This is a genomic window from Anoxybacillus tepidamans PS2 (genome assembly GCF_000620165.1).
GTDB classification, from domain to species: Bacteria; Bacillota; Bacilli; order Bacillales; family Anoxybacillaceae; genus Anoxybacteroides; species Anoxybacteroides tepidamans_A.
Genome location: NZ_JHVN01000001.1, coordinates 298845 through 316527, shown reverse-complemented (window position 1 = coordinate 316527; position 17683 = coordinate 298845). Strand labels below are relative to the sequence as shown.

10 protein-coding genes are annotated in these 17683 nt (G+C 41.1%); 8 read left to right on the top strand and 2 right to left on the bottom strand.

All coding sequences use genetic code 11. The annotated features are described in order from the left end of the window. The first annotated feature begins 297 nt into the window (after window positions 1–297). From N667_RS0101750 to N667_RS19695, 7 genes are all read left to right on the top strand, one after another. Window positions 298–6282, top strand: a complete 5985-nt coding sequence (locus N667_RS0101750; RefSeq protein ID WP_027407961.1) for a DNRLRE domain-containing protein — start codon at window positions 298–300, stop codon at window positions 6280–6282. A gap of 10 nt (window positions 6283–6292) precedes the next feature. Further along, window positions 6293–6697 carry a hypothetical protein gene (locus N667_RS0101745; RefSeq protein WP_027407960.1) on the top strand — a complete coding sequence of 135 codons (405 nt, stop codon included), beginning with the start codon at window positions 6293–6295 and terminating at the stop codon, window positions 6695–6697. Between the two features lie 165 nt (window positions 6698–6862). Beyond that, the gene (locus N667_RS19035; protein WP_051529922.1) at window positions 6863–8110 is read left to right on the top strand and encodes an RHS repeat-associated core domain-containing protein; all 1248 of its coding nucleotides are present in this window, start codon (window positions 6863–6865) and stop codon (window positions 8108–8110) included. Between the two features lie 241 nt (window positions 8111–8351). Beyond that, complete coding sequence (locus tag N667_RS0101730; RefSeq protein ID WP_027407958.1) at window positions 8352–9302, top strand: hypothetical protein; 951 nt, start codon at window positions 8352–8354, stop codon at window positions 9300–9302. 104 nt (window positions 9303–9406) lie between these two features. After that, the gene (locus N667_RS19030) at window positions 9407–10672 is read left to right on the top strand and encodes an RHS repeat-associated core domain-containing protein (RefSeq protein ID WP_198020503.1); all 1266 of its coding nucleotides are present in this window, start codon (window positions 9407–9409) and stop codon (window positions 10670–10672) included. Window positions 10673–10683: 11 nt separating this feature from the next. Beyond that, on the top strand, window positions 10684–11190 hold the full coding sequence (locus tag N667_RS0101720) for a hypothetical protein (protein WP_027407957.1): 507 nt from the start codon (window positions 10684–10686) through the stop codon (window positions 11188–11190). A gap of 189 nt (window positions 11191–11379) precedes the next feature. Further along, entirely contained in the window at window positions 11380–11862 is a 483-nt protein-coding gene (locus N667_RS19695) for a hypothetical protein (RefSeq protein WP_156936074.1), read from the top strand. A gap of 885 nt (window positions 11863–12747) precedes the next feature. On the opposite strand, the gene N667_RS18165 is transcribed toward N667_RS19695, so the two are convergent. After that, window positions 12748–13521 (bottom strand): MerR family transcriptional regulator, encoded by a 774-nt coding sequence (locus tag N667_RS18165; protein WP_084278803.1) that lies wholly within the window; start codon window positions 13519–13521, stop codon window positions 12748–12750. A 179-nt stretch (window positions 13522–13700) separates the two neighbouring features. On the opposite strand from N667_RS18165, the gene uvrA reads away from it, so the two are divergent. Further along, on the top strand, window positions 13701–16154 hold the full coding sequence (gene uvrA, locus N667_RS0101700; protein ID WP_027407955.1) for an excinuclease ABC subunit UvrA: 2454 nt from the start codon (window positions 13701–13703) through the stop codon (window positions 16152–16154). Between the two features lie 332 nt (window positions 16155–16486). On the opposite strand, the gene N667_RS0101690 is transcribed toward uvrA, so the two are convergent. Next, on the bottom strand, window positions 16487–17671 hold the full coding sequence (locus N667_RS0101690; RefSeq protein ID WP_027407954.1) for an efflux RND transporter periplasmic adaptor subunit: 1185 nt from the start codon (window positions 17669–17671) through the stop codon (window positions 16487–16489). Between the last annotated feature and the right edge of the window lie 12 nt (window positions 17672–17683).

The window sequence follows — 17683 nt, the reverse complement described above, 5'->3', positions numbered from 1 at the left end:
CTTGTTTTATTTAATTATTCCAGAAAAGTAATTATTAAGCTGCTTTATCTAGATAAAAATATGCCATTAATAATTACATTTGTGTTAATCATTAGTAAATGATGTATATAATTCTAAAACCAAAAAGTTATTGACTATTAAGAAAATAATTTATATATATTATACAGATATATGAAAAAAATCTCTGTTTAACCATAATAGGAAGGGAAGGTGAGCGAAAGTTATTATATGTATGAATATGAATTTCATTCAAACTATAAATCTACTTGATTCTAGTAACTAGCGAGGTGACATCATATGAGGAAAAGAAAAGCTAAATGGTATTCATTCATTTCTTATTTACTCGCTTTTACAATGACATTTTCGACACTGACTCCTTTGGCAAAGGCTGAGGAGAACACACCTTCAGCGATGAACGCTTCTTCAACAGAAACAACAGGAGACAGTGCAGCATCGACTGCTAATGATGAGAACTCTTCGTCTTCTTCCGCGAATATGGAACAGAAACAGGGCGATTCGTCTTCATCCCCGGATGTTGAACAAAAGGATTCGTCTTCTGTTTCAGAAGAGTCTAAAGAAACTTCGGGATCAGCGCCTTCAAACGCTGCGGCAGACCAAGAAAAACTCGTCCCTTCTAAGGATCCTTATCCGAAAGAAAAGGAAATCCCCTCTCTTCGGACGGAAACAGCGAAGGTCTATGAAAATTCTGATGGAACGTATACCGCAGAAGTGTATACTGAACCTATCCATTTTAAGAAAAACGGCCAATGGGTAGACATTGACAACACATTGGTTGAAAACTCGCAACAAGAATTCGAAAACAAAGCGAACCAATTTAAAGTTAAATTTCCAAAAAAACCGAAACAAAATCGTGAAGCGAGATTGTTTACGTATGAAATCGCAGGACATAAAGTGGCGGTAGAGCTATCGGATGACGATGCTCCAGCAGCCAAACAATTTAAGGGAATCAAGGATATAGCAGGAACCTTTCAAAAGGAGCGTGTTCAATATAAGCAGCTCTATCCTGGTGTGACATTTGATTATGCTTTAGACGGAACGAAAGTCAAGGAAAATATTATTCTCGATTCTTATCAGGGGAATCATCGCTTTGCCTTCCATATTAAAGCCCAAGGGTTGAAGGCAGAGAAAAAGTCCTCTGGCATGATCGAATTTACGGATGCGAAAACAGGAAAATTTTTATTTTATATCCAACGTCCATATATGTATGATTCGTCAAAGGACGGAAATGTATCAGAACAAGTCACGCAAGAGGTGACACCTGTCGACGATGGATTTATTCTCACTGTCACAGCAGATGAGTCGTATTTAAAAGATCCAAAGCGCGTATACCCAGTTGTTATTGATCCTTGGGTTGACGTGTTTCAAGCGCAAGATACCTTTGTGGCAAGCGCCACTATTTCCAGTAATTACAGCAATCTAAACTATTTGTCGGTGGGAAACGATCCAGTATTCAGAAAAACGCGCACCTATTTAAAATGGCCGACGTTGCCGAATATTCCAAACGCCAAAGTAACAACGGCTAGTATCGGAGTATATCAGTATAGTCCTGATTCCAGCTCACCACCATCCGGTCCCGCTATTTCTATATATCGGGTGACAAGTGCATTTAATACCTCTACCCTCACTTGGGGCACACAACCAAGCTTTGATCCAACGCCGATCTATACGAAATCGGAAACGAAAAATGCGTATAACTATTTTACCGTTTCGGACTTAGTCAAAGGCTGGTATGACGGAACCTATGCAAACTATGGGGTTGTCTTAAAAACGGATGATGCACAGGAGGCGACAGCCACTCAAAAATTGTTCCGTTCCACCGAATGGAATAGTTCAGATGGAACACCATACGGAAAACCAAAACTTGTGATCGCTTATCGTTCAAAGAAGTTATTGGGGATTACCGATTACTGGACGTATACACCGGACTTGTTTAACGGTGAAGGAACCGCCGTTGTGAACGTGATTAACGGGAATATGGTATATGACATCCCGATTTTATCGCTTCCTGGAAGAACGGATGCCTTCAACTTAAAAATGGTGTACAACAGCCGTTCGGACTTTGAAGATGTATATGGATACCGCTGGACGTTCAGCGCGCAACGGAAACTGATTCCAAACAGCGACAAGACGATTGTGGAGTATATTGATGAAAACGGCACACATTATCATTTTAATAAACAACAGTACGATACAGGCACGGCGTACTCCGCGCCGGAAGGAACATTCTTTGAATTTAACAGCACGGCGGATGGAGGATACACGCTCAAAGAACCAGACGAAACGCTCTATTATTTTGACTCGAAAGGCCGGAATACGAAAGTCGTTGACGAAAAAGGCAATACGATTTTGTACACATTTAATGGAACGACCAATCAAATCACGAAAATTAGTGAGCGGTACGGCTCGGAAACGACGGGGCGCGACCTTTCTCTAGCGTACGACCCAACAACAGGGTTGTTACAAAAAATCACGGATTTCCGAGGAACGGAAACAACGTTTACGTATGATAGCATGAATGGACATAACCGTTTGCGAACGATTACGTACGCGGCAAACAGGCCAGAGCGAAAAACAGTCACGTTTGATTACAATAACAATCAGTTAATCGCGATTACGGACGGAAACGGAAATAAAGGGAAATTTGAGTATGATGATCAGAATCGAGTGAGCAAAGTTATTGATCCACGTTCCGATACCATCTTTGCGCAGCTCGACTACCCTTCAGTCAATGAAACGGTGTTTACCGATGCTAATAACAGTAAAACGTATTACCAAAGTAACATTGATCAGGATTTGGCCACTGTCAATGTTGTAAAAATCATTGGAGATTACCAAGGACAGCATCCATCTGAGACACAATACGAATGGAAAAATAATGAAATTACAAAAATTATCGAACCTAACAAAGACACGGGAGTAGCGAATGGTCCAACAACCTCATCCGACTATGATGACAAAGGAAATTTAACGAATAGTGTCGCACCAGATGGTGAGGCTGTAACCAATCATTATGACAGCAAATCTAATTTAACGGATTCAACTACAAGCTCTGGTTTGTCCGAGCAAAACGTATACGACAGTGTCAGCAATCTATTATTCTCGACGAACCATGTAGGCTTAACCGATTACTTTACCTATGATCGTTATGGAAATACTGTGTCGTCGGTGACTTCATCGTCGCTTGCGGTCAATCCAGTGGTCAATAGTAGCTTTGAATCTGTTGGAACGAATAACTTGCCGACAGGCTGGACGATTCGCACCGGCAGTGAATATTCGATCAGCTCCGACCATGTATTTGGCACTCAATCAGCGAAAATTACCCTGACGGGAACCGAAGGGTCGCGTTATTACTATCAAGATGTACCGATTAGCACGACGCTAGCAGACAAGACGTATACAATCTCTGGATATATTAAAACAACGAATGTTACGGGATCAGGAGCACGAATCCAAATTTATTTTAAAGACAGTAACAACCAATATATTAAAGACAATTCAGGAAATACCATTGTATATGGAAGCCCTTATGTTACAGGAACAAGAGATTGGCTGCCGGTTTCATATACGTTTACGGCCCCAAGCAATACGGCATACATTCATATCGAATGTATCTTTACAGGAGCAGGAACGGCGTATTTCGATGGCATTCAGTTGGATCAAGGATCGATTGTCACTGAATATGCTTCGAACGAAAATGCCGGTATGGAAGCAGGAAGCGGCGCTGTGCTTGACAACTGGACGTTAAACTCATTCGGCACAGGAGACGGTCGGACGACTGAACAAGAGAAAGCGGGACAATATTCCGTCAAAATTAATGGCGTCAGCAGTGCGAGCCGTTATGTCGGACAACAGGTTTCCGTCAGTGGGAAAAAAGGCGATCCATTGACATTGTCCGGCTGGGCGTATGTGAAAAATCCAAATACGACAGGCACTTTTGCATTGCAGTTGACGTTCACGTATACGGATGGAACAACGGGAACGTTTACGATTCCGTTCGATAAAACATTGACGGACCAATGGCAGTTTGTGAAAAAAACGTTCCGGGCGGCCAAAGATTTTAATCAAGCAAAAATTTATGGAATTTATAACAACCAATCCGGTACGGTCTATTTTGACAATATGAAGCTTGAAGAACGGGCTTCGACTTCGACCATGACGTATAGTGCAGATGGCAATTTTGTCACAGCGGAGACCAATGTACTAAACCAAACGACATCGTACAGTTACGATGCGAATGGAAACCAGACATCGGGTACAACACCAGCTGGACGAAACACGACATACACTTACACTTATTTGGATCAACTAAAATCTGTGACAATGGTCGATCCATCAGGACAGCAAAATATTACGACCCAGTATACGTACGATACACAAGGGAACTTAAAAACACGGATCGATCCGAGAAACAACGTCACGACGTTTAATTATAACGCGATCAACCTATTGACACAGGAACAAGACCCCTTAGGCAAATTCATTCGCTACGATTATGATAATGCCGGGAACTTAAAGTCGGTCGAACAAGGAAAAGATACAACGGTTCTTGCCAAGCAAGAATTCAAATACGACAGCAACAACCAATTAACTGAAAAATGGGTCAACGGCCAGAAAGTCACTTCGTATACGTACGATTATGCAGGAAACGTGACGAGCATTGACGCGAACGGCCAAACGTATTCGTTCACGTATGACACGTACAGCCGCTTGAAGACGTCTCAAGAACCGAGCGGGTATCAACTGCAAAACAACTATGTGACAGATGAGAACAGCTCATCGAACGGGCTGCGCAGTTCCTATGTGGAAACGACTGGCGGCCATTCATATACCACGACATTTGGATACGACGTCTTACAGCGCCTATCGTCCATTCAAGTGCCGACGGGCCAAACGACCGAGTTTTATTACAATGAAAAAGGCCTGCCAATCCGTACAAGTTTGAAAAATAGTGCTAATATGTCTTCCTTCAATGTTTATTCATCCTATGATGATGGGGGGAGATTAGCCGCCCAGCGTGTTATCGGCGGCGACGCATTGGATTTGACATACGGATACGATGCGGATGGCAATATCGTGACGTACTTTGACGGCGCGAACACGCATACGTTTACGTACGATTTTGCCAACCGCTTGAAATCATGGACGTACCAAGGCAACACCGTTCAATACGACTATGACGCGTCTGGAAACTTGAAAAATCCGCATGGCAAGACGCTGACATTTAACGCGGCCAATGAAGTCGAAGGGTTTACGTATGATGACGCTGGCAACCTTCTACAAGACGACCGTTACCAATATACGTGGGACGGAGAAGGACGGCTGCTTTCGGTCAAAGACTTAAACGGCAACACGATCGCCAGCTTCACGTATCGTCCAGACGGACTCAGAGAAACGAAAACAGTCCATGGCGTTACGTACCACTATCACTATGACGGCTCGGACTTAATCCGCATTACGAATGATAGTGGCCAAACCGTATGGGCGTTTACGTGGTATGACGGGGAACCGATTAGTGTCACCAACCAAAATGGTGAAACATTCTTTTACATTACCAATCATCGGGGAGACGTTGTCCGAATCGTGGATGAAAACGGGACGACTGTGGCGAATTACAGTTATGACCCATGGGGGAAGGTGTTATCCGTTTCCGAAAATGTTGAAGTAGCTGGACAGCCGTTGGGGTATGCAGGATATTATTATGATAGGGAAATGAAGCTGTACTACTTGCAAGCCCGCTATTATGATCCAGAAACAGCGAGATTCCTGTCAAGAGATCCGGTGACTGGCGTAGACGACCTTCCACTAACCCAGAACGCCTACACTTATACGCTAGACAATCCTGTGACACTGACAGACCCGGATGGTAAGCACCCATTATTAGTCGCGGTTCTTATGATAGGCGGTCGTCAAGTGATTATCTACTATGCGAAGAAGCAGATTAAGAAGCAGATTAGGAAACAAGCTTTGAAGTATGTGAAAAAGCGAGTAAAAAAGGGCATTAAGACAGTTAAAATTGATAACAACAAACTTAAACATATTTTTGGAAAACCTCAGCATAAGCTTGATAAATTTTTAAAAAAGTATGGAGGGAACGAAAAGAAGGCGTATAGTGCAATTTATTCGGCAACAGTGAGGCATGTAAAATCTAAGGGGATCAAAGGTAAATTTGAAGAAGTTGTCAATGTGTACGGCACAAGAATAACAGTAAGAGGGAATGTAGTAAACGGTGATGTAAAAATAGGGACAGCATTTATTCCTTAGGAGGGAATATATGGAGAGATATAGTTTTTTTGATAAGTTTGTTGAAGAGGTAATGGGAAAGATACTAGAGGGGGATGATCCAGTTTTAGAAACCCTTCGCCTACAATATAATTGTGCGACAATTAAAGACATAGAACTGACAGGTGTAGGCTTCTATATATCCTATTTAATCCCTGAACATGCTCCTAGAATACAAGGCAAAAAATCTTTTTACATCGGAGATTTAAGCGGAGAAATAGAAGGGATAAACGATGGGGTTGGGTTCGTGCTTTTTGTGAAAGATGGTATTATTGATTTGCTCGAGGGACATACGTACGGTGATGAGAAATGGCCTGAGGTAATAGTAAATTATAAATTGTCGTTTACTTCTGGAAAAAAAAGAAATGTTGAGCAATTAAAAGCTAAGTGGCAATAGGAAAATAATCAAAACCCTAATCAGCTATCAAAAAGTTGGTTAGGGTTTTGATATCTATACAAGCTGAATTAAAGATTTACAATTGGGGATTGTTTGTTCGTGTTATTGGTTAATTCATTCAATGGATGTTTGGATATTTGTTTTGATCTCTTACACATTTGAATAGTGACAAGTAAAGTCCGCCGCATTGACAGCACCAATACACATATATTTACGTACGATTTCGCCAACCGCTTGAAGTCATGGACGTACCAAGGCAACACCGTTCAATATGACTACGATGCGGCGGGGAACTTGAAAAATCCGCATGGCAAGACGTTGACATTTAACGCGGCCAATGAAGTCGAAGGGTTTACGTATGATGACGCCGGCAACCTTCTGCAAGACGACCGTTACCAATATACGTGGGACGGAGAAGGACGTCTTCTTTCAGTCAAAGACGTAAACGGCAACACGATCGCCAGCTTCACGTATCGCCCAGATGGACTCAGAGAAACGAAAACAGTCCATGGCGTCACGTACCATTATCACTATGACGGGTCAAACTTAATCCGCATCACAGATGACAGCGGCCAAACCGTATGGGCATTCACATGGGCGAATGGCAAGCCAAATACGGTCACGAATCAGAACAGCGATACGTTCTACTACGTCACGAACTACCGCGGTGATATCGTCCGCATTGTTGATGAGAACGGTGCGACGGTTGCGAATTACAGCTACGACCCGTGGGGCAAAGTGCTTTCGGTTTCGGAAAATGCATCAGTAGCTGGACAACCGTTAGGATATGCGGGATACTATTACGATAGAGAAACAAAATTGTACTACCTACAGGCACGTTATTACGATCCAGAGACGGCGCGGTTTATCTCAAGAGATCCAGATCCGGGGGACCAAGACGATCCGATCACTCAAAATGCGTATACGTATGCGAATGATAATCCAGTAATGATGATGGATCCTAATGGATATTTTGCTGTTGCCATTCCTGTAATTTATGCTGCCGCATTAGCGGTTCTAGGTGTTGGATTAGTTTATTATGCGGTTCAGACACTTGATGCTGTATCGAAACTAATTGAACAAAGTTTTGCTAGAGTAAAGAAAAGGCCGAAGTATAAATCTAAAACTGAATTACACCATATAGTTGCACAAAAGGCTGGAAAAGCAGAACCAGCTCGACGGATATTGGAGAAAGTTGGAATCGGCGTAAATGATAAAGAAAACTTAGTTAGGATCAAAACCGGGCTGCATAGAAGGCTGCATACAACAAAATATTACCAAGCAGTTAATACCATTATAGGTTCTGTTTATAATACAAAATATGGCCGAAAAGTGAACCGAAAGAGAGTTGTCGCTGCTCTTGAAGCAATTAGAACATGGTTAGAAGTGCAGAGTTTCCTCTCACCATTCTAAATTATAAATTTAAAATAACTTTTTAGGACATCGTTAACCACGGATTCTTAAGCATGGATGTGTAAATGGGGATTAACATAGAGAGTGAGTATGACTATAAACAGGGGAAAAGTGTCAGTAAAACGAAACCATTGCTCTATGTTAATCTCTATGTCCTTTATTGTTTAGATAAACATTATAACGAATTTGAAAATTTACATAAACATCCACTTAAATTTCTCATTGAAGGAGTAAACAAAATATGTTTCAAATGAAATTAATAAAAAAGCTAAAAACCTCCTATAGCATAAGACTATCGGGAGACAAACGATTTTTATGTCATAACATGAATAATAAGACAATCGTTTACGATATAACAACTTGGGAAAAGGTTGCCGAACTGAACAAACCGAATTATCCACAAGATATAAGATTTTCCTTAGACAATAACTATTTGTTAATTAAAAGTACGACAGGTACTATATGTGTTTATCGTACGGCAGATTTTCAATTAGTTAGAAAAGTACAATCCAAAAAATCTTTTAAGTTAGTGGAAGGAGATGTGAATTTCACTAAAGACCATCCCTTGATTCTTTCAGCTGTAGAAACCAATAATGGGCGACAAATTGGAGCGATTCATATTCATACAGGGGAGTATATGGTTCTTACAAAATTTAAGAATGACGATACACTTATTTACTATCATCAATTTGTAAGAGATCGGAATGAACATTTGTTTACATTAAGTTATGTAAATGAAATGGATTATAGAGAGAATAGAATTGTTAAATTAAAGGAACCTATTAATAAACAGCCCATTGAGTTAAAAAGTCATTCGGAAGTTCCTATCTGGGATTCTGTCGTTTTCGACCCTGTTCACGATGTTTATATTTTAGTAAACGACTATGAAGTCATATTAATGGATTCTGACTGTAAATCAGTTTTAAAGAAAGTACACATTGTTGGTAATCGTTTCACCGAGAGACAAATTGGTTTTTTCCGACACCTTCATCAATCCCAAGATGGAAGGTTTATTGTACTGACTTATAGTGAAAGTGTTGTGATTCTAAGATATGAAGATTTAAAAACGATATGGATTGAGAGTGTCCCATATGCGAGTTTTGCTGAATTTAGCAACGATGATCAATATTTGCTAGTTGGTACTTGGGAGTGCGGATACGTCTTTGAGAATAATTTGCCACAACGTTTTTAAAGTTAATATTTGCAAGTGTTATTTTTATTAGATAAGCACGTGTCGATTGATCACAACATAAGGGAAGATTAACTGGTTAGCGTGTCATCGGCGACGCGTTGGATTTGACGTACGGATACGATGCGGATGGCAATATCGTGACGTACTTTGACGGCGTGAACACGCATACGTTTACGTACGATTTTGCCAACCGTTTGAAGTCATGGACGTATCAAGGTAATACGGTTCAATACGACTACGACGCGGCGGGAAACTTAAAAAATCCGCACGGCAAGACGCTGACGTTTAACGCGGCCAACGAAGTCGAAGGGTTTACGTACGATGACGCTGGCAACCTTCTACAAGACGACCGTTACCAATATACGTGGGACGGAGAAGGACGGCTGCTTTCGGTCAAAGACTTAAACGGCAACACGATCGCCAGCTTCACGTATCGTCCAGACGGACTCAGAGAAACGAAAACGGTCCATGGCGTTACGTACCATTATCACTATGACGGCACGAACTTAATCCGCATCACAGATGACAGCGGCCAAACCGTATGGGCATTCACATGGGCGAATGGCAAACCGAATACGGTGACGAATGCGAATGGCGATACGTTCTACTACGTCACGAACTACCGCGGTGATATCGTCCGCATTGTTGATGAGAACGGTGCGACGGTTGCGAATTACAGCTACGACCTGTGGGGCAAAGTGCTTTCGGTTTCGGAAAATGCGGCAGTAGCTGGACAACCGTTAGGATATGCGGGATACTATTACGATAGAGAAACAAAACTGTACTACCTACAGGCACGGTACTATGATCCAGAGACGGCGAGATTTGTTTCGAGGGATGCAGATCCAGGAAGTGAAAATTTACCATTAACTCAAAATGCCTATATTTACGCTTTAGACAATCCTGTGATGTTAGTTGATCCAGACGGAAATAATCCATTAAAAAGGATGTATCAAGCCCTCTTTACTGCTGTCACATTTGTTACAGTAGCAATTATTGAATCAGGTATAGTAGTAAAAACCTTTGTTCAGAAAACGGTAGGGAAGGCGGGAAAATTTGTAGGGAAACTTTTGGTTAAGGGGACACGGAAAGTAAGTGCGAAAGATATTGTTTTTAGCGATAAATTTAAAAAGTCAAAATATAAAAATCAAGTTGCTAAACGTGGATGGACTAAAGAAAGCATAGCCAAAACAATAAACAATCCGTACAAAATAACTAAAGCGGTAAACAAATATACAGGAAACTCAGTAACTGTTTACTATAAAGATAAGAGACATTATGTAGCAGTAGATGATGGTACAGGAAAGGTAATACAGGTTTCCGATTTGAATGACCCATACTGGGTATTTGATCCTAAATTTTCGAAATAGGTGGTGATACAGTGACTGTAAAAAAAAATGGCAAAATTAACGAGATAGTCTATGAATATACCACATATCACAGCGGAAAATATAGACTTTATCCAACAATTACACATTTGAAAATTATGTTAGAAAAAATTATTGAATCCAATACAACGACAGAATATTTAAGAATTAATCCGTTCTATAGAAATGGAAAGGTTGATATGCAAATCGAATTTGATGAATATATGTTTTATTTAGAATGCAGGGAACAGTTCGATGAAAAAGAACAAGAAGAACATATTTTAGACTGTCTGGATACAGACGATCAAATTGTGACTGCTGAGCAATTTGAGATGGGAAAAATCCTTTATCCATTATGCCAACACAATGATGTGGAGCGTTTTAAGCAAGTATTAGCAACATATCTTGATTATTTGGATACGCTTTTACCGAAGTTATTTGATATTGCTAAAAGAACAATGCAATTAAAAGACGAGGATTTAGCTTTTGGATATTTTTGCTTTGAAGTTCATAGCGAGTAAGAATAAAACCTTGATTGGCTATATGCCTTTCAAGGTTTCTTTTTACAATGACTATATGGGGCGTATTCCTATCCAATGTTATCTTTTATTTAGCACCATGATGATAGTTGAGACTTAGAACTCAACTATCCCAAGTACAACTAGCGAATAGACTAGATTAGGTGCCAGGCACGTGTTGAAAAAATCGAAGTGTTTACGTATGATGACGTCGGCAACCTTCTGCAAGACGACCGTTACCAATATACGTGGGACGGAGAAGGGTGTCTTCTTTCAGTCAAAGACTTAAAAGGCAACACAATCGCCAGCTTCACGTATCGCCCAGATGGACTCAGAGAAACGAAAACGGTCAATGGCGTTACGTATCATTATCACTATGACGGCTCGGACTTAATCCGCATTATCAACGACAACAGCCAAACCGTATGGACATTCACATGGACAAACGGGAAACCGAATACGGTCACGAATGCGAATAGCGATACGTTCTACTACGTTACCAACTATCGCGGTGATGTCGTGCGGATTGTCGATGAAAATGGAGCGACAGTCGCCAATTACAGCTATGACCCGTGGGGGGAAAGTCTTGTCTGTCTCCGAAGATACAGCTGTTGCTGGACAGTCACTAGGATATGCGGAATACTATTTGTGGGACGAGTACCTGTCACTTATTGAATGTTATGCAGAATCCCTTCAGCAGCTTGAAATGTGGTTGGGGGGGTTTATAGGATGATTATCTATCACTTGGTTTATTGGATGAAACAAATGCCAACATTGTAGCAGATTATACATTGGACGCATCGGGCTGCCTCGTTACGATGACGAAATATACAATCTTTTTGCTTGCTTTCCTTTTAGTCATTTATAAAAAGTGTGCGGCCAGTAATATCTAATTAAGGAGAGTTCCTTTAATGCCACCATTATTAATTTTTTATCAAACGATTTTGTTTAGCGTTCTACTAATAGTTGAAGCAATATTAAGAATTTACAATGGATCATTATTTCATTTAAATTCAATATGGTCATTTTTCATGTCGTATTTCATTGATGCGCTAGCGCTCTTGTTTTTAGTGTATGTGTATAAGCGATATAATACTATTTCATTTAAAAGAAGAATAATAGCATCTATATTGTCTTTTTTACTTTCTTTTTTCCTAATGTTTATATTTTTAGCAGTATTAGAAAAACTATTGTAAGCGAATTAGGGACAAGTACCGGTGCATCGCGCTCTTAGAACGTGTGCCTGTCACTTGTTGAATGAGAACGGAAACGAACGATAGCTCCAGCCGATTGAAGCAGAAAAGTGGAGTATGATTGAGGAAGACGAAAAGTAATCAGCAGGCAACTAGAGTAAATCAATCCCCTCTCTCATTAAGCGACACAACAACCTAGGTTCTACATTCGTAAGGGCTTAGGTTGTTTTTTTAGAAATGTTATCTGAAAACAAGAAGATAGGCAGAGCAAAAACAGTCGCCTCCCGTATAGCATTTGTATCGAAATAAGATTTGTCGACATGAACAGTAGAACTGTCAAAAACGGAGTGATAAAAATTACGATTAGTTATTCATTGAAAAGGTTGAACAATGATGTTATCTGTTCTCTATTTGACGGTGTATTGTTTAGAAATGGCCGCCTTTTATCATAATCAATTTTCGCACACAGTTTGTACAAATAATAAATTCCGCGCAGCTGTTCCGTAATTAAGTGATCCATATATAAAAGGGAGTCTTTCGCAATTTTTTCAGCCTGAGCAATATTGTTATTGTCAAATTCAGCGATCATTTCTTTGACCGTATCGAGTGAGTAAACGGCTGCGCGTAGCGTGCGAATAATCAATAATTTGCGGATATCGGCACGGCTATATTTTCTGTATCCGTTCTCCTTGTCCCGCTTCGGGATGACCATTCCTTCCTTTTCCCAATGCCTTAGTGTGGAGCTAGGCACTCCAACCACCTTAGCCACCTCCCCGATGGTAAACCAAGCTTGTTTTTTCTTTGGTAAAAATTCATCGCTGTCACCCATTTTTAATGCTTTCAAAACTTGTTCAGCCCGTTGTTTTTCATGGTATAAATTCGCTTGTGCTTCGTTGACAAGCCATAGAGCTTCGGTAATTTTGTTTTCATGTAAAAGGGGCATGATTTTTCTTATTAGTTCCATGCCAAATCCTGGATACATCGCGCGAATGCATTCGAAATAGGCGACATGTGTTTCCGTGTAGATTCTATAACCATTTGCTTTCCTCTCAGGGGGAGGGACAAGCCCCCATGATTCATAATGTCGAAGAGCGCTCGTACTAATATTTAATTTGCGGGCAATGTCAATTGGGCGAATCATTTGGATCTCTCCTTCTTTTATGCACATCGATAGAAAGTTTATAAAAAAACATTAAACTATGGATGACGGCTTTTTGTGAAATAAACCTTATTATTTCAATGGTTAATTTATCAAACTTTAGGACTTGCATCAATGTTATATAATGGGGGTGAATCGCCTAAATTAAGGGAGGTATTGATGTGAACGACCATATTATTATTAAAGGTGCGAAAGAAAATAATTTAAAAAACATCTCTGTAAACATCCCCAAGAACAAATTAGTAGTTTTGACGGGGCCGTCGGGTTCAGGGAAGTCGTCGCTGGCGATGGAAACGCTGAATCAGGAATGCCAAAGACAATATATGGAATCTTTAGGCATGACCGTTGATTTTATTAAAAAGCCTAAAGTGGACTTTATGGTTGGATTATCCCCATCCATAAGTATCAGTCAGCAAGTAACGAATCGGAACCCCCGCTCAACAGTAGGAACAGTGACCGGCATGTACACTTATTTGCGGTTGATCTATGAAAAACTAGGAGAACGCAAATGCCCCAATTGCGAAACAATCATATTACCGATTATAGAAAATGAAGCCAATGTAGACGAAGCATTACAACATGTCACTTGTCCTAGCTGCCACAGACAATTGGATAAATTCACCATTTCCCATTTCTCTTTCAACACTCCCCAAGGTGCTTGTCCGACTTGTGATGGATTAGGAAAAGTAAATGACATTCGGGTCGATTTAGTGTTTGATGAGGGGGCAAGCTTAAAGGAACAATGCGTGCGAATATGGAATAGCACTTACGGTGAATATCAGAAGCAAGTATTTAAAGCCGCTTGCGACTATTACGGGATCCAGATCGATGAAGATCTGCCGCTAAAGCATTTCAGCGATGAACAGAGAGCTCTATTGTTTTATGGCGTCGAAAGCAAGGAATTTACAGCTTATTTTCCTGATAAAAAGCCTCCTAAGACAGTGGCAGGAGGAAAATTTGAGGGGGTGCTTACCGGGATGAGAAGGAGATACAATGAGAAAGAAGGCAACTCGGGGGAAGCACACTTTTTTTATTCACAACAATGTCCCGATTGCGAGGGAAAGCGTTTGAAAAAAGAGAGTAGGGAAGTAGTAGTAGCGGGCGTTCCGATTACGGATCTTGCTAATATTTCGCTGGAGGAGTTGTTATCGTGGGTCCAATCATTACAGACATCGTTATCTAGTAATAAGCTGGAAATTGTTGAATCGTTTCTACACAGTTTAATTGTAAAACTTGAGAGGATCATCAATGTCGGCTTAGGGTATCTCTCACTCGATAGGCAAACCATCACCCTTTCCGGAGGGGAAGCGCAGCGCCTAAGACTGGCGACCATTATTGGCTCAGCCCTAACCGGTGTACTTTACATTTTAGATGAACCGACTGCAGGACTTCATCCAAGAGATACAAAAGGCCTCGTTCAAGTTATGAAACAGCTGAGAGACTTAGGGAATACGCTTCTTGTCATCGAGCACGATGTGGATGTCATGAAGGAAGCGGATTACATTATTGATATGGGGCCTGGTGCGGGGCATCTTGGAGGAATGGTAGTCGGAGAGGGGACTTTACTTGAATTAATGGAGCAGGAACCATCGGTTACCGGTGCCTTTTTACGAAATCGACCAGAACATCAGCTTCAACGAAGGAAAGGGATTGGAAAGTGTTTGACCGTCTATCAGGCCCATAAACATAATTTAAAAAATATTACTGTGTCTTTTCCGTTAGGCTGCCTTGTTAGTGTAACCGGGGTTTCCGGGTCAGGCAAGTCGACGCTCGTTTTTGATGTTCTGGCGGAAGGGGAAAGCGGTGTTCATCAAGGGTGTGAAAAAATTACCGGTGTTGAGGCAATTGATAAAGTTATTACTGTCGGCCAATCGCCGTTAAGTAGAATGAAACGTTCAAATATTGCCACATACACAGAAGTATTTACACATATTCGCAACCTTTATGCGAATTTGCCGGAAGCCAAAAACAATCACCTAAGCGCAAAGGACTTCTCCTTTAATACTCCAGGGGGCCGTTGTGAGAATTGCCAGGGAATGGGGACGGTTTCTTTATTCATGCATTTTCTTCCAGAACAAGAAGTGGAGTGTCCGGTTTGTCGCGGTAAAAGGTTTGAGGAAAACGTGTTAAAAGTAAAGTATAAAGGATATTCGATTTCTGACATTCTCGACTTATCGATTGAAGAGAGCTTGCCTATATTCGAAGATCATGAAAAAATCTCACCGGTTATTGAATTATTATGTGAAATTGGTCTCGGTTATTTAAAATGGGGGCAATCGCTCACAACGTTGTCCGGGGGAGAAGGGCAGCGTTTGAAACTAGCAAAAGAACTAAAAAATCAAACAAATAACAGGACGCTTTTTTTATTGGACGAGCCGTCCGTCGGATTGCACCCAACCGATGTACAAAAGTTGCTTGTTTTGCTCAATAAGCTCGTTGATGCGGGAAACACCGTCATCGTTGTGGAACATAATAGTGAAATTATTCGTGCCTCCGATTGGGTGATTGATTTAGGACCAGAAGGAGGAAACGATGGGGGGACGGTGATTGCCGAAGGAACACCGGAAGAAATTGCGGGTAATCAAAACTCTTACACAGGCAGATTTTTGATATAACAGTAGCGAGTATATTGGATTTGGAACGTGTACCTGTCACTTGTCAAATATCATGTGGAATCCCTCTAGCTGTGTGAAACGCGGCTGGGGGTTTTTATATTTATGATAAGTCGTTCATTTCTAAATAGGATGTAGGGAAGTTTCGCATTCCTTTCTCTACCGTTATGGTGTTGATGGCAGTTCCATCACCAACGGCAATAAGGCATTTTTTACAATGACAGTATATTAGGGAGAAGGTTTCCCGATAGGATGATTTTTATTGCGAAGGAAGAAAAATGGGCCTTTCCTATTGTTGATTTGGGGAAAGGCCAGTTGTTTTTTAGAAATCCATATCAATAAAAGGTACGAAAAAATCCATCGAGGAAGTGCTTCGCCATGTCCCATTTAGATAATTGCTTGATCGTTTCTTTTTTTGGCCGTTTCACTTCAAGCGGCACGATGACGCTCATTCCGTCTTTCATCTGTTTCGTTGGATGGGACACAATATATTCGTTTTGGCGAAGACCGTGCTCGATTTCTTGTTTCTTACCATGCGAGATTCCTAGCGTGACATTTCGTTTTTCGAGTTTGCCGCGATGAATGACATAGACAAACGATTTCGTTTTTTCGTGCCACACCGCCTCGGCAGGAACAGTGATCGCTCCGTTTTTTTCCTTTGTCACGACTGTAATGTTGACGTGATATCCGAAAGGAAGCTGTTTTGGCTGTTCGTTCAGTTGCACGGTAAACGGGTATTCGCTTTTTTCTTGAAAGCTTGTTTCCTTGACTGGAAATTTGCCGATATCGGCAATCGCGCCAGTGAATGATTTTTTTGCGTTTGGAACACGGACCATCACTGTCTGTCCAACGGCGAGCTTTCCGATTGTCTCCTCTTTCATTTTTCCGCGGATGACCGCAGAAGGGGAAGCGATGGTGATCAGCGGCTTGGAATGATCATAGCTGATTTCTTCAACGACACCGGCTGTTTCGCTTTTGACAATGAGTTCATCTTTTTTCTCTGTTAGTTCATTCTCCTCTGCCTCGTATTCCCGCATTTGCGATTCGAGCAATGCTTTTTCCTGCTCCGCTTCCCGCGCTTTTTCCTCCCATTGTGCTTTCTCAGGGCTCTCTTCCTTAGCCGAAGAAGACATAGTTGTATAATAATCAACATCTTCCGAAAGCTGCTCGATTTGTGTGCTAAGTTGCTCTTTTTGGCCTGCGATGCGCTGCAACTTCCAGTCGATTTCTTCATTGGCGTAGCGGATCAGCGGTGTACCTGCTTGTACTTCTTGCCCTTTTGTGACAAGGATTTCATCAATTGCACCAAGCTGCGGATTATTGTAAATGAATTTTCGTTCGGCTGGTGCGGTGATGCCGATAGTATGAACAGTTTCTTTTATATTTGTTTTGGTTGGTTTGATGCGCTCGTTCACATAGCTGGATTTTGGAATTTTACTATGACTATGAAACAAAAGATAAAAGTTTGCACTTATACATAGCGCGAGGACGATAAGTATATATCGTCGCCATCGTTTCATCCGTTCCCCCTG